General features: G+C 57.1%; 20 protein-coding genes. 5 read left to right on the forward strand and 15 right to left on the reverse strand.

Annotated elements, in window-relative coordinates:
- Position 1: 1 nt before the first annotated feature.
- The 9 genes from AAEZ03_RS04130 to AAEZ03_RS04170 form a co-directional block, all read right to left on the reverse strand.
- Entirely contained in the window at positions 2-997 is a 996-nt protein-coding gene (locus AAEZ03_RS04130) for a major capsid protein (RefSeq protein WP_153338332.1), read from the reverse strand.
- Positions 998-1061: 64 nt separating this feature from the next.
- On the reverse strand, positions 1062-1406 hold the full coding sequence (locus AAEZ03_RS04135) for a head decoration protein (RefSeq protein WP_350576304.1): 345 nt from the start codon (positions 1404-1406) through the stop codon (positions 1062-1064).
- Positions 1403-2548, reverse strand: coding sequence for a head maturation protease, ClpP-related (locus tag AAEZ03_RS04140; protein ID WP_350576307.1), 1146 nt, complete (start codon positions 2546-2548; stop codon positions 1403-1405). Before AAEZ03_RS04140 ends, AAEZ03_RS04135 begins: the two co-directional genes overlap by 4 nt.
- The gene (locus AAEZ03_RS04145) at positions 2545-4029 is read right to left on the reverse strand and encodes a phage portal protein (protein ID WP_350576310.1); all 1485 of its coding nucleotides are present in this window, start codon (positions 4027-4029) and stop codon (positions 2545-2547) included. The genes AAEZ03_RS04140 and AAEZ03_RS04145 overlap by 4 nt, the downstream gene beginning before the upstream one ends.
- Positions 4029-4235 carry a phage head-tail joining protein gene (locus tag AAEZ03_RS04150; RefSeq protein ID WP_153338328.1) on the reverse strand — a complete coding sequence of 69 codons (207 nt, stop codon included), beginning with the start codon at positions 4233-4235 and terminating at the stop codon, positions 4029-4031. Before AAEZ03_RS04150 ends, AAEZ03_RS04145 begins: the two co-directional genes overlap by 1 nt.
- Before the next feature lie 3 nt (positions 4236-4238).
- Positions 4239-6236 carry a phage terminase large subunit family protein gene (locus AAEZ03_RS04155; protein ID WP_350576313.1) on the reverse strand — a complete coding sequence of 666 codons (1998 nt, stop codon included), beginning with the start codon at positions 6234-6236 and terminating at the stop codon, positions 4239-4241.
- A gap of 3 nt (positions 6237-6239) precedes the next feature.
- Entirely contained in the window at positions 6240-6833 is a 594-nt protein-coding gene (locus tag AAEZ03_RS04160) for a terminase small subunit (protein WP_350576316.1), read from the reverse strand.
- A 156-nt stretch (positions 6834-6989) separates the two neighbouring features.
- Positions 6990-7334, reverse strand: coding sequence for a phage holin family protein (locus tag AAEZ03_RS04165; RefSeq protein ID WP_153338325.1), 345 nt, complete (start codon positions 7332-7334; stop codon positions 6990-6992).
- Positions 7335-7420: 86 nt separating this feature from the next.
- Positions 7421-7732 (reverse strand): hypothetical protein, encoded by a 312-nt coding sequence (locus AAEZ03_RS04170; RefSeq protein ID WP_350576319.1) that lies wholly within the window; start codon positions 7730-7732, stop codon positions 7421-7423.
- 194 nt (positions 7733-7926) lie between these two features.
- On the opposite strand from AAEZ03_RS04170, the gene AAEZ03_RS04175 reads away from it, so the two are divergent.
- Positions 7927-8172, forward strand: a complete 246-nt coding sequence (locus AAEZ03_RS04175) for a hypothetical protein (RefSeq protein ID WP_350576321.1) — start codon at positions 7927-7929, stop codon at positions 8170-8172.
- A gap of 555 nt (positions 8173-8727) precedes the next feature.
- Here the strand turns inward: AAEZ03_RS04175 and AAEZ03_RS04180 are convergent.
- From AAEZ03_RS04180 to AAEZ03_RS04200, 5 genes are all read right to left on the reverse strand, one after another.
- Positions 8728-9090: a PA0613 family protein gene (locus tag AAEZ03_RS04180; RefSeq protein ID WP_350576323.1), complete on the reverse strand. Its 363-nt coding sequence runs from the start codon at positions 9088-9090 to the stop codon at positions 8728-8730.
- Positions 9083-11299: a VapE domain-containing protein gene (locus AAEZ03_RS04185; RefSeq protein WP_350576326.1), complete on the reverse strand. Its 2217-nt coding sequence runs from the start codon at positions 11297-11299 to the stop codon at positions 9083-9085. Before AAEZ03_RS04185 ends, AAEZ03_RS04180 begins: the two co-directional genes overlap by 8 nt.
- Complete coding sequence (locus AAEZ03_RS04190; protein ID WP_350576328.1) at positions 11289-11507, reverse strand: TraR/DksA C4-type zinc finger protein; 219 nt, start codon at positions 11505-11507, stop codon at positions 11289-11291. Before AAEZ03_RS04190 ends, AAEZ03_RS04185 begins: the two co-directional genes overlap by 11 nt.
- The gene (locus AAEZ03_RS04195) at positions 11500-12018 is read right to left on the reverse strand and encodes a phage regulatory CII family protein (protein WP_278939443.1); all 519 of its coding nucleotides are present in this window, start codon (positions 12016-12018) and stop codon (positions 11500-11502) included. Before AAEZ03_RS04195 ends, AAEZ03_RS04190 begins: the two co-directional genes overlap by 8 nt.
- Positions 12019-12352: 334 nt before the next feature.
- A complete protein-coding gene (locus AAEZ03_RS04200; RefSeq protein ID WP_278939444.1) occupies positions 12353-12613 on the reverse strand; it encodes a hypothetical protein in 261 nt (86 codons plus the stop codon).
- Between the two features lie 79 nt (positions 12614-12692).
- Here AAEZ03_RS04200 and AAEZ03_RS04205 point away from each other — a divergent pair, with 79 nt between their 5' ends.
- Positions 12693-13409, forward strand: coding sequence for a LexA family protein (locus AAEZ03_RS04205; RefSeq protein ID WP_350576331.1), 717 nt, complete (start codon positions 12693-12695; stop codon positions 13407-13409).
- A 17-nt stretch (positions 13410-13426) separates the two neighbouring features.
- On the opposite strand, the gene AAEZ03_RS04210 is transcribed toward AAEZ03_RS04205, so the two are convergent.
- Positions 13427-14734: a hypothetical protein gene (locus AAEZ03_RS04210; RefSeq protein ID WP_350576334.1), complete on the reverse strand. Its 1308-nt coding sequence runs from the start codon at positions 14732-14734 to the stop codon at positions 13427-13429.
- Between the two features lie 116 nt (positions 14735-14850).
- Here AAEZ03_RS04210 and AAEZ03_RS04215 point away from each other — a divergent pair, with 116 nt between their 5' ends.
- From AAEZ03_RS04215 to AAEZ03_RS04225, 3 genes are read left to right on the forward strand one after another with little or no spacing between them, the layout of a single operon-like run.
- Positions 14851-15030, forward strand: a complete 180-nt coding sequence (locus tag AAEZ03_RS04215; protein WP_350576337.1) for a hypothetical protein — start codon at positions 14851-14853, stop codon at positions 15028-15030.
- Entirely contained in the window at positions 15027-15620 is a 594-nt protein-coding gene (locus tag AAEZ03_RS04220; protein ID WP_350576338.1) for a hypothetical protein, read from the forward strand. The genes AAEZ03_RS04215 and AAEZ03_RS04220 overlap by 4 nt, the downstream gene beginning before the upstream one ends.
- 8 nt (positions 15621-15628) lie before the next feature.
- A complete protein-coding gene (locus tag AAEZ03_RS04225) occupies positions 15629-15913 on the forward strand; it encodes a phage antirepressor KilAC domain-containing protein (protein WP_350576340.1) in 285 nt (94 codons plus the stop codon).
- Positions 15914-16049: the final 136 nt, after the last annotated feature.

The following is a 16049-nucleotide window of genomic DNA, read 5'->3' on the forward strand; positions in this document are numbered from 1 at the left end:
CTCACAGCTCCAGCAGGATCTGCGCCAAAGGCCGGGTGCACAGGTGCAGCGGGTTGGATTGAGCCTCACCCGCCATGCCCTTGTTGAACGGCAATGGCTCGATTTTGCTGTAATAAGGGATGCCTTGGGTGTTGACCGTTTCCATGTAGTCGGCCGGCGCAAACACCGAGATGTACAGGTCGGGTACACCCTCGGGGATCAGCAGTGCCTTGTCGTCATGGATAAACGACACGCCCGCGATTTTGCCGCGATAACGCTCCCAGATGATGCCGCCAAATTCGAAGCTTTCTCGGGCGTCACCGCGCAGGGCTGCGGCCTGCTGGGTGTTGAGGTAGGTTTCCTTAACCGAGGTGTGGCTGATTAATTTGCTCCAGAAGTTCTTGCCACAAAGGCTGCGCGAGCTTGTGCTGGTGATGCTGCCTAACGCGTCTTCTTGCAAGTCCAGCGCTTCAGCGCAAAGAACACGCACTTCGGTTTCGGGATCGTTCAGGCCCATGGACATTTTTTTACGGGTGACGCCAAAGCTCTTGTAAATGTCGAGCAGAACCGTTGTGCCATCGGCATCCAGAATCTGCCCGTTCAAGGCCCCCATGCGCTGGAATTCATGGGTCGCGTCCAACTGGCGGCGGGCTTTGGCCAAGCGCTTGCTGACCACATCCTGCACCGCTTGCAACTCGCTGCGGGTGCCGAAGGCGCGAATGCCCTGAATTTCATCAGCCTTGATGGTGAAGCGCTCAGGCAAGTGCACGGTGTTGAAGGGGATCATTTGGCGTTTGGTACCGGCGACCACCAAGCCCGACGTACCTCGCTCACCGGCTGGCACCAGTGCCAGGGTGTCGCCGTCCTTTTCAATCTGCACGGTCAGGGTGGTGATGCCCTCTTCACGAAACAGGCCGAGGCTGCTGATACGGCCCGGCAGGTATTCTTGGTCATTGATGGCAGCGGTCAACGACGAAACACTGAACGCATCGTCTTCAAAAATGGCGATATCGGCCATGGGGTACTCTCCAGAAACGAAAAATCCTGCACGGGGCAGGATGGGTAAGCGGGGTATGAAGGGCTTAGCGAACGATCAGAAAGTGCTCGGCCAAGGCCTTTTCAGCGGCCGGATCCAGCCCGGTCAAATGCACTTCGCTGACTTCGGCCAAACGCACCACGGCACGACCACGACGGACCACATCCGACTCGCCGAGCGGGCCGTACAGGATGGCCACCGGGTTTTCGCTGCCGTCTTCGGCGGTCGGGTTGTAGGGGGAAAATTCTGCGGTGGCGGTCACCAAGCCCAGGATCTGGCCCGGCTCCAGCGCTGCTCCCGCGACGACGTTGATGGCTTCGCGGGAAAGGTTGCCCGCCGCCTCGGACAAGAGAAACTCGCCCGCATGCTGTTGTTCGTGTTGGATAGTCATGCTTTAGCTCCCTTCGGGGTTTGAGGTCTACCGCCCTGCACTGACTGGCGAGCAGCCCAGATCGAGGGTGGGTCGGGTTGTTTGGCCTGTAGGGGTGATACCGGGTCATCATTGATGGGCAGGCTGTTGTCGATCTCAAAACCGCCGCCTCTGACCAGCTTGTCAAACAGCCGACCGCGCACTGCTGCCGCATCCAGACCGGCCGACACAAACTCTTGAGTGCATTCAGGCAAGCGCGCCGCCACACACAGATCGCGCACGGACTTGGCATTGGTCAGAGCCGCATTGACCGTGGCTTCGTCGGCCAGTTGTGTGCTGCTGATCAGCGATTCGATCAGGTTGCTGATCCCGGCCGCGTTGCAGCTTTGGGTGATCAGCACGGCCAACTTGGCCGAGTCGGCAACGAGCGGCTGTTCGGGCACTGGCTTGGCCGGTTCCGGGGTAGGTTCCGGCTCTGTCGGCTCATCCAGTTGCGCCAGCAATGCCTGCGGCGCGTGCTGGTAGCGCTGCAACGCACCGCCCTGCCCCAAACAGGCTTTGACGGTAACGCCATCTCCCACTTCGTCAGCCAGCCCTAGGTCTACCGCTTCGTTGGCGGTGAGCCACGTTTCGGCATCAACCAAACGCCGCAGCTCGACCTCGTCGATGTCCGGCGCCTTGGCTTTGTAGGCCGCGATGATGGCCTCCATCGCTTGGTCCAGTGCGGTGGCCACCTTGCGTAAGTCTTCAGCATCGCCCGCCGCATACGTCCACGGGTTGTGGATCATCAACATGGCGTTGGAGGCGATCACCACTCTGTGCGCGCCGCACACGGCGACACTGGCCGCGCTAGCTGCCAGGGCATCCACTCGCCCGGTGCATCGCTCGCCCAGCCGCGACAGCGCGTTGTGTATGGCCAAGCCGTCAAACAGGTCACCGCCGATGCTATTGAATGCCACCACGACCGGCGACACGCCGTCATCCAGCGCCGCGAGGTCACGTACAAACTGAGCGGCGGTGATGCCCCAGGTACCGATCTCGCCGTAGATGTAGACCTCGATACTGCGGTCCTCGGCCTCGCCGCTGGCTTGCACGCTGTACCAATGCTTGTTTTGCGTGGCCGGTGGGTCGCCAGCCTTGTTGAAGATGCGCAGCCTGTTCATGGTTTCTCCTTGTCGTCGAGCTCTTCTGGCAGCTCGACGAGCGTTTTGTAGTTTAGGCCAAGCTTGCGAGCACGGGCCTGATCGGCGGCGTTTTCGGTGTCGACGGTTTCGGCGTCATAGCCCTGTCGCAGGACCATTTCGCTGCGTGAGTTAAAGCCCGCGTTGACTTCCATCATGCGCGCCTGAATGTCTTGCACCGGCTGGATGTAGGCCCAGCCTTGCGGTACCCAGCGGGTGCGCAGGTATTCGCGGCGCCGTTGTGCGTAGTCGTCCAGGTGCAAGCGACCGGCCAGCACGGCCATGTCCATCCACGCGGCACGAACCGGGCGGCAAAGCTGGTGCACGTAGACGCCAAATTGCAGTTGCTCCAAGCGGCGGCGAAACTCGTTGAGCACCACCCGCAGCGCCCGGTCGTTGACCTCGCGCATGTCGCCACTGAGGATCTCGTAAGGCGTGCCGGTACCGGCCGCTGCGGCCATGAGTTGCTGACGCATAAAGTCGGGGTAGTTGTTGCCCGCGTCCGGCGGTTTGGAGAACTCCACCTCTTCGCCCGGCCCCAGCTCCTGCATGGTGCCGGGTTCCAGCGCCACCATCGGCGTGAAGCCGTCGCGGTCTTCGGTAAACGGCTGGCCGGTCACCGGGTCCAACGCGACTTGCCTGCCCTCGGGGGGCGGCCGGGAGATAAACCCGGCAAACAGGTTGGCGACCTCTTGGCGAAAAAGCACCGCGTCGTCGTAGTTGTCCAAGCTGCGCAAGCGCTTAAGCACCGGCGCCAGGCGCGGCACCCCGCGTAACTGGCCGGGTTCGACCGGTTCAAAAATATGCAGCACTTGTTCTGCCGGGATCCGCACCAACGGGTTGTAGCCCGCGTTCAGTGACGAGGCATCGCGGGGGTGAACGCGGTACATGTGATACGCCACGCGCTGGTGAGCCGGGTTGAACTCGATGCCGGCACGGATGCTGTTGCCGTTTTTGGCGGGTTCAAATTTGTCATGGGGCACAAACTCGGGCGCCAGCACCTGGAGCTGCAACGGCACGGCCAGATTGTCATCCAGACTGCGCGGACGCAGGCGCACAAAGCATTCACCGGCGGTCTCGACGGTGCGGGCGATCAGGGCCTGCTGCCCGTAAAAGTCTGTCAGGCCATCTGCATCGGACTCTTCGACCCAGTCATCCCACAGCTCTTGCTCCCGTTTGCGCAGGGCATCGTCTTCGGTTTTTGGCCGAGGGCTGATGCCGGTGCCGATCAGGTTGCTGACGCGCTTGTCGATGACATTGAAGGCGTACGGGTCGTTGCGCACTGCGGCCCGCGAACGGGCGCGCAGGTTGCGCAAGGCCGGTGTGTTGAGGCTGTTGATGCCCACATCGGGCGCGTCCCAGCTGGCTGAACGACGGCCCTCCCCGGCGCCTTCGTAACTGGCCTTGATGTTCGACGGTAGCAAGAAGCCGCTACGGGTGAGTGTCGGGTAGTGGCGCGCCATTAGAGTCCCTTGCCCCCGTGTGAGAGCCGTAGCACTTTTGAACGTGGCCCGGATGCAGCCGCCAGTGAATTGCGGATCCGGTCGCGGGCCGTGAGCAACTCGTCGACCGTGCGGTATTCCACAGTGCGGTCGGCGTAGCGCACGGTTTTCTCGCCACGCGCGATAGCCGCCTCAACCGCGTCGAGGTGCTTTTGGGTGAAGGACATAGGTCAGCGTCTCTTGAGGTAGCCGCTTGTGGAACTGCGACGTTGTGGGGGGCGTGCGGTGGGTTGTGGTTGAGCAACAATGGTTTGTGCTGGTTCAGGTTGTGGCTGGGGTGTAGCAACCGGGGTGGTGATGCGTTCACCCTTGACCGGTTTTTCATCGAATAGCCCGGCCTGCGCCAGCGCTTGCCGTACTCGCTGCCAGTCGTGTTCTTTGTAGCGGTTGAGGCCCAAGTAATGGGCCATTGCCAGGTTGTACACCATCAGGTCGAGGGCTTCGTTGCGGTCGGCCTTGCCTTTGACCCATTCGATTTTCTTGTGGCCTTTGACGTAGCGGGCGACTTTGCGCTCGGCCACGCATTGGTCGAAGAATTCGTCCGGCAAGTCGTTGGCAAAGTGCAGCGCACCCGGGCCGTCCTCAAACGGGTAGCGGTTATAGATCCAGTCTTTGGCGGTGTCGGTCCCGACAAACCACAGTTCGGCGCCGTTGCGTTCGGTTTGCCCTTTCCATGTCACGTCGACCATGGAGGGGCGCTGAGCAATCACCGGCTTACCCGGCTTGCTCGCGCCTTTGACAGCAAAAACATTACGCCACCGACGCACACGGCAGAACTGGTACACCTCGTCGGTGTGATGACCACCTGAGTCAACGGCAGTGGCCAGAACGCCAAGGCTGACACCACACGGATGTGGGTAGCGCACCTTGAGCAGGTCATCGAGTACGACCCAAGTGCGGTCTTCCGCCGGGTCACCCCAGATCACCTGAAAGTCGATGACCCAACGTTCCATGCCCACGCCCCAGCCCATCACCATCAATTCCAGCCGGTTGGCCTGCACGTCGACCGAAGCGGTGAGCATCAGCACGCTAGCGACCATTGCGCCGAGACCGTAAGGCTCAAGGCGTGCGCGGTCTCTCAGCACTTCGGCTTTGGTTTGCTCTTGGGCGCTGTCCCAAACCCTTGCCAATCGAGTGTTGTAAAACACTTGCATGGGTTCTAGGTCGCCGCGTTTCTGCGCCTTCCTGGCTTTCACAAATTGCTTGGCCAGCGAACGCCAGTCCATCCAGCCGAGCGGGGAATACAGCGCATTGAGGTGAAACCCGATGGTTTCGCCATCACCTGGTGCATGCGCCCGCCATTCGCCGCGGGCTAGCATCTGGCCTTTGTGGTGTTCTTCGATCAGGACATCACAATCCGCCCCGGCGCATTGGTAGTGCACCACGTTGCAGTTGGCTGAGTAGTGCAGGTTTTCCCACTCCAGCGTCTGCATGTGGCCACAGCTTGGGCATGGCACGTAGTAGTAACGCTGGTCGCTGGTTTCAAACAGGTCGGCGATGCGCGACGCGCCCTTGATCGTCGGCGAGCTGGAGAAATAGAATTTGGCATTGCGGCCGAAGGTGCTGCCCCGGGTTTCGGCCAACTCGATGGGGTCGCCCTCCTCGCCGACGTCCACTTCCCAGCGGTCTATTTCATCGCCGTAAACGTAACGTGCCGACAGTTCAGACAGGTTGGCCGCTGAGCCTGCTGTGGTGACGTACAGCGAGCCGCCCTCGAATTCTTTGGTGTCCATGGTGTTCCGTGTGTCCCGCGAACGGTTCGCCGCCACCCGCTCACGCAGCACGGGCGTGGCCTTGATGGTCTTACTGATGCGCGACGACACCCGCTTGGCCAGACTGAGGCTGGGCAGCAAGGTGAGGATGTTGGACGGCACCATGTGGATCAGGCCGCCGATCCAGTTGAGCGCGATCTGGGTTTTCATCAATTGCGAGGCCACCATTGTGACCACGCGTTTGCAGGGGTGAGCCGGTGACAAACAACGCATCGGCTCGCGGGCATAAGGTGTGCGTGAAGTGCGGTACTGGCCTGGCTCAGCGGCGCCGGTGTCACGCGGAATACGCATGTACTCATCGGCCCACTGGTCGACCCACAGCGACGGGTCAGGCCGCAGCCCTCGGAAATACGCCTCGCGGTACACCTCAGCACCGTTCGGGATTACCGTGTGCATGGGTTAGCTCTTGTTGTTGAGGGCCTGAACCAGATCAGCCGAAGACATGCGCTCAGCGTCTTCAAGCGACGCGCGAATGGCGGCGGTCAGGCGACGTTCTATTTCCCAAGGATCGGTCATGCTCGCCAGCTCGGGGGCCAGTTGTGGTGGCATCCCCAGCAGTTGGTCGCGCAGCAGTCGTCCCGCGTTGAAAGCAGCCGTTTTGACTGCTTCCAACTCCACTTGTGAGCCTTGAACCTTGTAGAACTCGGCCTCGGCCAATTGGGCCAGGTAATACTCGCGGTGGGCGCGAGCCTTTTGAAAATCGGGAAGCTTGCCTGCCGGGCTAATAACGGGCTGCGGCGCAGCCGTGGAAGTCGGCTCGACCTCGGGCGACAGTTGGGTATGAACGTCGCGCTGAATCCGTTCCTTTTGATGCCGAGCCGCAACGGCCGCTTTGCTTGGGTCCGCCGACTTGGCCAGCAACGCTTCAGTGGCTTCCAGATCGATCTTGTCATCGGCCGTCAGGACCAGTCGATCCTGACTAGCCAGTTTGGAAACATAAGATTTTGACCAGCCACGCCGGGCTGCAAACTCGGTCTTGCTGATAACCGTCATGATGGGATGTCCTGTTCACCTAATATGTGCGGGGTTCACCTGTTCACCCCAGTTCACTAAGCTGGTGAACTGTCCGCTAACGCTTTCCCGCGGGTTTCCTGCCCCGTACCGGTAGATATTCCCCAGGGTCCCCGGTGGGGTTTGAAAGCACTGGGGTTATTCAGGCCGGTCAGTTGGGGGTGGCGCTTCGCAAACGCCCAACCGCTTGGCCGCCCAGCGCTCATAAAGCCCAATGGCAACATCGGCACCGGCCATGGCCGTGAGGCAGCCAACGGCCGAGGCTGCCCAGATCGACACGCCGTTGACGTGCAGCAACATCATCGTGGACAACCCGCAAACCACACAGGCCCCCGAGCGCAAGACCAAGCGCCGTACCAGGGACCAGCCCCGCATGCCCTCTTTATCTGCGCGCCACATCTCACCGGACACGCCACCGATCAGGGATAACACGATCACCAGCCAGACCGGCATGTCTGCCAGCGCTTGTTGTTCTGTAGTCATTGCCGCTCCTGTTACTGGCCTAAGCATGTCGATGCCCTCCCCGCCGGGAGTGAATGAATTAGATAACTGACGCTTCAGACTTGGCCTTAGAGCTTGGCCTGCAGAGCTATAACGGCACAGAGAGCACTCAGGGCCACACCGGCGATAAAAGGCCAAACCGGCGCAAGATTGGGTTTAGTGCCCGTGACCAGTTCGCTCACTGACAGCGGCTCAGCCAGCGCATTGGCTGAGCTCACAAGGTCAGAGCGAACCACGAAACCTCGATCAGACGAGCGGGCTACAATTTCCTCCCCCTTCTCCAATACCAGCTCACACCCGAAGTACTTAAAACCGTCAGCTTCAATGCGAATGGGCAAAGGACGATCAGGAAGATAGACAGAAAACATAGACTTGCTCATGGACTCACCTTTTCGGACAAAAGACTCGCCAGGATGGCAAGCCCGGGATTGACACTACGCAGCACAGGCAAGCCGGCAGCTCCGGTCATCCTGTACTGATTGCACACAAAGCTGTGATACAGAAAAACGACCGAGCGTGATAACAAGATCGACTGGGGCTCCACCCCGGCGCCCTCAACAGGAAGGACTTAAAAATGCTTTTGGATATCTATCGCGATCAGGCGCTTGAGAAACTTCTGATCGTTGAGCATCGCAATGACATCAAAGGGCTTGCGCCCCTAAGTGCCAAATTTCTTGAGGGTTTGATTCACCAACGCAATATCGATACTGACTCCGATAAATTGCCCAATGGAATCGACACAGACGAAGTGATCGAAGCGGTAAAGGCGCGTGGTTACTTTGCTGCCACGCTGACCGTCACCATCACGGAGATCGTTTGAACGCCGAGTTGAAAACCTTCCACAGCGCCCCTGCGGCCCACACCTGCCCATAAACGCAAAAACCCGGCGCAAGGGCCGGGTTTGTGGGTAGATGCCTGCCGCTTTCTGCGGTCGCACCTATCGAAGATGTCTACTTTTTACAGGTGGAATTTACTGGCAGCAAGCTAGATTTAATGCCATCGGCGAATAAGTGGGTTAGGCCTGTGAATACCCGGCGAATGTCGGCGAATACATCACCCCGGCTATCGCTTTTGGGGCCTTGTCTACCCTGCCCCATTGTTCATGAGATTAGCGGGACAAGGGAGAACAGCTAAATCAAAGACTGTGCCCCACTGTCCTACCTCTTTTATCTTTTACTCGTGCAAGAGAGATAAAGAAAAACACGCGTGCGCGTGAAGCGCGCGTAATGCTGCCCGCTACGCTCACATGGGCGCAGGGGGGCTAAAGGCAGGACAGTGGGACAACCCAATAACGGCGTGGCCTGCACCTGACCCACCACCCTGATAAGTAGCGGGGCAAGGCAGGCCAGTGAAATAAGACAGACGCACGTCACCTTCACGCGGCCTGCTTGCCGAGCAAAAGGTGAGCGAGGTACTCATGGGCCTCATGCAAGCGCTCGTAATAGGTTTTACGACAACACCCACAGTGCGTGATCTTCTGCGACAGCAAACTGTCCTGATTGCAGTAATGCTCCCTCACCACTTGCGACAGCTGCGCTGGCAGGTGCTTGTTGACGATCAACTCAATGTCCGCCGACTCATCAAGCAACACCCGACTGCCCCGCGTACCGCGAATCAGCTCGCCCTTGGTCGCCATCAGCATGGCAATCATATTGGCGCTGGTCGTCCCTTGCGCACCGACAGAGCTGTGCAAGTCCTCGGCCCACAGCTTGAGCAACGTATCGATGCGCCTAATCAAAGCAAGGCTCCTCGACTTTGTGCACCTGCAATTCCGAGTGCCGCCCCCATAGCTCCGGCTTTTTGTAAGCCCAAGGGCGTTTGCCGCTTTTAGCCAGTGCAGGCAGCCGCACCCGACGCCACCCGAGCCGGTGCATGATCGCCCCCACACGCATTTGCTCCGGCTTGCCCCAATGCCCGAAGTCGAGCTTGAGCGCGTTGGCCAACACATCACTGCCCGAAGTCGTCTCACCGATCTGCGACTCCTCCAGCCAATTCAGAATCGGCCCTTCCCACTCATCCACCACAAAGCGCTCGTCCTGGGCCTCAGTGAACATCGGGGCTTCATCCTTGGTCACCCACCAGATATCACCCGCCTCAAAACAAAACATTGCCTCAGCCCAGAGCTGGTCACGCATGTCACGCAACACATCCAGGTCGATGACCGTACACGCCACCGGCCAGTAACGCCGGTTGCCCGTGGCGTCCTTGAGGTATTCATCCTGATTGGTCGTCCCCACGAACACACACTGGCGTGGCACGTCATTTGTTCTGCGCCCGTAACTCTCGCGATAGGTATCGGTCGAGGCCGAAAAGAACTGTTTAGCCTTGGTACTCTCAGCCTTGTTGAAGCTGTCCAGCTCGCCCAACTCGATAAGCCACTTGCCGCGAATCGCCTGAAAGCCGTCCTTGTCCCCGAGAACAAAGGGCGTGTCCATAAACCACTCACCGCCCAAAATGCGCAGGGCGCTGGATTTACCCTCGCCCTGCCCGCCCTCAAGGATCATCACCGCATCCGCCTTGCAGCCCGGACGCATCACCCTGGCCACCGCCGACACCATCCAGCGCTTGCCCACCTTGGCGCTGTACGCGCTTTGCGGCACTCCCATCGCCGTGGTCAGCCAACTGTCGAGACGCGGTACCCGGTCCCAGACCAGCCCATTCAAATAATTGCGTACCGGGTGAAAAGTACTGTCGTGAGCCACCACGCTGACGGCCTCGATCACACTCGAAGACTTGACCCGAAAGTTGTACTGCTGGGCCAGCCACTTCATCACCCGAATGTCATCGATGTCGGCCCATTCGCCTGACCCGCCACCGTAAGGCGGTGTGCGCAACTTGACGATCTTGGAGCTGAACGCACAAAAATTAATGACCCGCCCCCATCGCTCATCGTTGCCCAGGATCAGCTCTACGTTCTGCATGTGCGTAATCAAGCTGCCGCTTTCAGTGCAGGCCAACTGATTCTTCCAGCCTCCAGCGGCCGGTGGCTTGACCACCGACATCACTTGGCGGCGCAGCGCATCCAAGCCCTCGGCACAGTGCAAATCGTTGAAGTCCGTCCACTTGATCTCTCGTTCACCCGAAAAAATCGGCCCAACGACCTGCCCGCCCACCACCAGCGCGGCGTTACTGCCCTTCTCCTCACCGGGATTCCAAGGCTCGCCACTCGGGCGTTTGGTTTTCCAATCGTCGTCGCGACAAATGATCAACGGGCACCCGGCAAAGCGATCACGCATCAGCTTGCAAACAGCCAGCAAGTTGCCCGCATCAAACGCAATGGCCACCGTCAGCGAGGTGGCCATGTTCAAGCTTGCCCCGGTGGCATAACCTTCGCACACCAACACCGGCGCCCCCGGTTCAGGATGCGGGCCAATCAAATGAAAAGCCCCCTCTTTGGACATACCGTACGGCCAGTAAGACTTGTCGCGACCAGTACTTTCCTGCTTCTCGGGGAAGATCACCTGCAAACCGACAATCTGGTCACGTGCATTGCTCATCGGCACCAAAACAGCGCCGGAGCGCGGCGCGAAACGTACGCCGAGCCCCACAATCTGTTTGCGATCTAGATAAGCACTGCGGCCTTTGTCGGGCATGCGCTCAAACAAGGCCGAAGCCCGGTTGGCAGCACGGCGCGCGGCATTAGCGGCCGTCTCTGCGGCCCGGCGCTTGCCCTCTTCTTGGCGAGCGCGCATCACATCGCGCTCCTCTTGGCTCAAACGACCGGGCTTAACCTTGATCTTATGCGTGTCCCCTGCCCGCCAATCCCCGAAACTGCCAAAAATCAGCGTCTCGTTTTTTGCAGTGAGGTACTCATGAATCACGTACCAGCCGTTTTTTTCTTTGCCCTTGTCCTGCGTGGTTTTGCAACGGGTCAACTTGCCGAACGTCAGCGGCTGTGAAGGCTCCAGCCCGTGATCCGCGAATTGATCGAGAACGTCAGCGAGCATAGCGAGTACCTATTTCTTCATTTAATTGTTCGCACTCAGTACAACGGGTGCAGTTGGTAACCGCCAAGCGGCGTGCCAAGGGGATGGACACGTCGCAATCCGTACAGAACTCATAAGACTCAAACACCGGCCGCGCCTTGCGCGCAGCCAGTGCGGTATCGAGACGCTCCTGCACCAGGTCATTGGCAAAATCGACGCAATCACTCACGGCCGTCACCTCGCGTGGTCGAGTTAACGTAACCGGCGCGGTTGTACAGCCCCAACAACCCTTGAATCCCGCGAAACACCTGCAGGTGAATGGCTGCCAGCTCGCTATCGCTGACAACACCATCGCCAATGCTCTTGGCCCAGGTGTCGGCCAGATCCGCGACCTGACGAAAATACGCCGCAAGGCCTGTCGTCAGCGTCTCGGGCATGTCATCGGTGTAGGCCTCTGCCAAATCCTGCCAAATCGTATCCCCCACCAACGCGTGGACTGAATCGAGAATGCGGCGATCTTTGGTCAGTTCCAGGATCTCGGCGAACTCTTGAACGTTCACCGCGTGGCTTGGATGGGTCGGTGACAACTTATGTTGCAAAGTTGAGGGGTTGCGGCCGGTGGTGGCGGCAATGGCAGCTGCGCCACCAGGATAGTCACGCGCAGCGTGATACAGCGCCAGATCGAGCGGCAGGATTTCCCGACGCGCCCGCTGGATACAGCTCAAAGCAATACGGCTCATGGCATTAATCCTTGAATGTTGCCAGTGCCGCGCGGCGTGCAGTGGTGGTACATTTGCCGCGTGGCTTGAAAGGGCCCAAACGCCGGCTCGGTCCGCAAGACCAAAACCGGCACCGTGCCGAGGCAAACGATCCGTCGTTCACCTCTGGCGCAACCGCTGCCAAATCTGTGGTGGAAATGGCAGCAAACCCCAAGGCTTCCGAGCCTTGGAAAGCGCGGATAAAGAGAGGCGGTTTAGCATGTGGTGTGCCCGCCTACCTTTACCGCGACCCGGCGACACTGTGGTGGTGTGCGCCGGGAGGAACTGGGCGGCCTTCGGGTCGCCTTTTTTCTGTCTATGCTGCGGTTTTATGCGGCGAAGAAACCTCTAACAACCATGCAGCCTCAAACGAATGACCCTTTTTCATTGCAGCTGTCGCCAGCAATTCTGCGTAACGGGTTTCGCCGGTGTAGTCGGTCCGTGGCAAACACGAGGCCTGACGCCACTTATTAAGCGCCTGATAGCTACGCCCACAAACCTTGGCCGCGGTGCCGATGCCACCTACAGCTTCAAACGCGAACGCAATGGCATTCGGAAAATCCGCAGGGTTCAGCATGCCAACCTCCATTTATCAATTATTGGTTGATATTAAACATCAACTGACTTTTGCGCAAGCCCTGTGAGAGTCTCAACCTATGGTTGATAAAAATGATTTACGCGCAGAGTTCAGCTCTCGCCTACATGAAGCCCTTGACGATGCTGGCATTCGTAGCCACGGTCGAGGTGTGGACATTCAGAAACGTCTAAAAAGCAGGGGCGTGAATAAGACCACGCAGGCAATCAGTAAGTGGCTGAAAGGTGAAGCTATGGCCGAAGCTGACAGCATGCTGGCCCTGTCTGAGTGGCTTAAAGTTCGGCGTGAATGGCTGGAATATGGTGTTTTACCTAAAGAAAGCACCGGCGAACACAACTTCCAACAACTCCCGGTTGATAAAAACAGCAAAATAGCAGGAATGCCTGCTCGGTTCGGTGAAGTACCGCTGATTTCTTGGCAACAAGCGGGAACCAACAATGCCGAATTGTACGATGCAGAAGCGTGGCTACCTTGCCCTGTACCTATCAGCCCAAGCGGCTATGCACTGAAAGTGCTGGGCGACTCAATGACCAATCCGGGTCCAGGCAGAAGCTACCCAGCCGGGTGCATCATTTTTGTTGATCCAGAAGCGCAGGCAAGCATTGGGGATAGGGTGGTTGCACGGGTGCCGCGTAGTAACGAAGTGACCTTCAAAGTGCTCGTTTCGGATGCAGGGAGACTTTATTTACGCGCCATCAATCCGCAATATCCAATCATTGATATCACGGACGATGCTTATATTTGTGGAAAATTGATCGGGGCATTTATACCTGAGTAACCTTACCTGCAAAATATTTACAGCTTACCAAGCTGTGTTCCTCCTGCTATAAGAACCCTCTGCGCCACATACTGTATTAACTCAATATCAAACCGTAGTTGATCTGCTTCAGCAGAGAACGGAAGCAACATCTTGACTTCAACATCGCGCGAATCCGATTTCGTATGTACAATCTTACATCGAATTTCGTATATTCTTCTCGACACATCCACTCTCAGATCAACATCTTCCGAGTTAGTATTTATTTTATGATAAGCCCCTTTCGACTTGGCATTAAAAAAAGCTAAACGCTCACTATCAGAAGTTATAAAAGCCCTAATCTCATCACTATATGTACATTCATCTAATACGGCACGCAATTGTGATCGCTCGTCTCCAAAAGCACCGCTCTTACTCACATGGATAGCATCTAAAAGCTTAGCAACATCGGAATCTTTTTCCGACCGAAATGTAGGATCCTTCAATAAACTTTTAAGTTTTCGATGAGCCTCTGACTGAGAATAACGAGGAAAATAAAACTCTATAACCTGATAGAAAGCCAAATATTGTAATAGTGGCATTCCAACAGCACTTCTCCCATACCAGTAAAGAGATAGAGGCGCAGAGTCGAATTCTATTTTAGGAAAAACTAAAACAGGTAGCTTATCTAGCTTTGAAGTTTTTTTGCGTGCCAATCCAACCTTCTTCACGACCAAAGGGGTATCAGACACCATATCTAACTGAAATAATAGAGAACTTGCAATAGTCATCAAATACTTTAAAGCTTCGTCGTGCTGACGAATATTTAAATTAGATATTTTTATTGTAATACTCGGAATACCATACCCAACTAACACTTTAAATTCATCAGTAGGTATACCTAATTCAACTGCAGGGCTACCGACATCAGTTTCAACACTTAATTTAGCGCCATGCTTTCTTGCATCTCTTACAGAAACTCCAAAAAATTTTTTGTATAAAATTGGATTTGGGCGGCCGCCACTCGCAGTCTCTACCATGGCTTCAATAGTGCCATCTTCATAATTGCATATTGCCTGAAGCCCAGAAAGATAGATGTATTTCTCAAAATCTATTTGAGCAAACAGAGCTAGATCATTTTGATCCCAAAAAGATACTACTCTTTTTTCTCTGCCAGAGTTCAAAGCAAAAATATATTCGCCGTCGCCATCATCATCGTATTCAACCTTGAAATCGATTTTCGCTGCTTTGCAGCGTTCATCTAAATTCAATTTAATACTCTTAAGCTGATCAGGCGGCAGACGCCAAAAACACTCTTCGTCATCTTCCACTTCAGATATTACAGGCAAAGGAAATTCCTTTTTCATTAAAAACCTTGATGATAGCCTATTGCCGCCCCTCAAAAAAGTCCACCACGCATTTGACAAAATCAACTAATGGTTGATATTTTGCCAGCTCTCCCACCACAGAGCGAGGCATCACCATGCACACCACGGCCACCCTGCACGTCCACCCGACGTGCGCCTGTAACCGTCGACTGATCGAGCAGTTGCAAGCCACCACCGGCTGCTTGGTCGTCCTCCAGAACCGCCAGCCCATGCTGGTTCCACGCGGCAATCGCACGACTCCGCTTGACCCAAACAATGGAGGGCATGCCGCATGAACAGCTTTGTATTGCCTGATAAAACCCTTCATTTGCTGGCAGCGCAGGTCAATTTAAACGGCACGTTCAATCACACGTGCCGCAGCCAGAATACCAACCAGCTGTTGACTTTCCAGCTCCAGGTCGAGCGCAGCCCGGGCGAAACACTGCTGATTGTCGTGATGAACGACGAGAGGCACAGCCTGACGGTGTACGACAATGACCGCTATACGCATCTTGTACTCGCGGACTTTATCGAATGCTCGGTCAATAGCCACATGGACACTGCCGAGCCAGCAGTGCCTCGCATCAGTGCCGAGTCTGTCGAGCGCGGCCAGTTGCTCGATGATCAGCAGCTTCACCAGTTGCACCAATTGGTCCGCAACGGCGGTGCATTACTGCTCGAAGTTGGCCTGGATGCCCCCGTCAACCTGACAGTGCACCGCACGCGAAACCGCAGCGGTATCACGGCGATTCTGACCACCAGCGACCTATGCGCGCTAACCGCGTGCTTCACCGCCTATGGCAACGACCAGCACAGCGCTGAACGCCTGCTGCAAGCGCTCAATCATTTGGTCGCATCGGCAACTGCCGCCATGCGCATGGCCTAGGAGGTGGTATGGAACGCACCCTCGCCAAAGCCGCCGCGTGCTTGGGCATTACACGGCCAAAACTCATCAAGCAGATGCGCATAAAAGGCCTGCTTAATGACCGCAACTTGCCTGCTTTCCCGGTCCGGGACCGTGAGTACTTGCGGGTCAAGGATAGCCACTGGTTCCACGCCGAACTCGGCATGCAATACAGCCAATCAACCCGGGTACGCCAACCCGGCCTTGTGTGGCTGGCCGAACAGTTAGGGCTGGCACTGCCCCCAATCCCGGCTGACCACCGTGACGTGGCCTAGGGAATACGCGCGGCAGATCGTGGCCATGCCCACACGCGAAGAGCGCAATGCTGCGCTACTTGAAGTGCCCGAGCATTTACGCGAACTGACCAAGCGCCATTGCCTGAATGCGTGGAATCACCCCAAACGTCAGCAA

The sequence above is a fragment of the Pseudomonas sp. HY2-MNA-CIBAN-0224 genome (assembly GCF_040310285.1).
In the GTDB taxonomy this organism is placed as follows: domain Bacteria; phylum Pseudomonadota; class Gammaproteobacteria; order Pseudomonadales; family Pseudomonadaceae; genus Aquipseudomonas; species Aquipseudomonas helleri.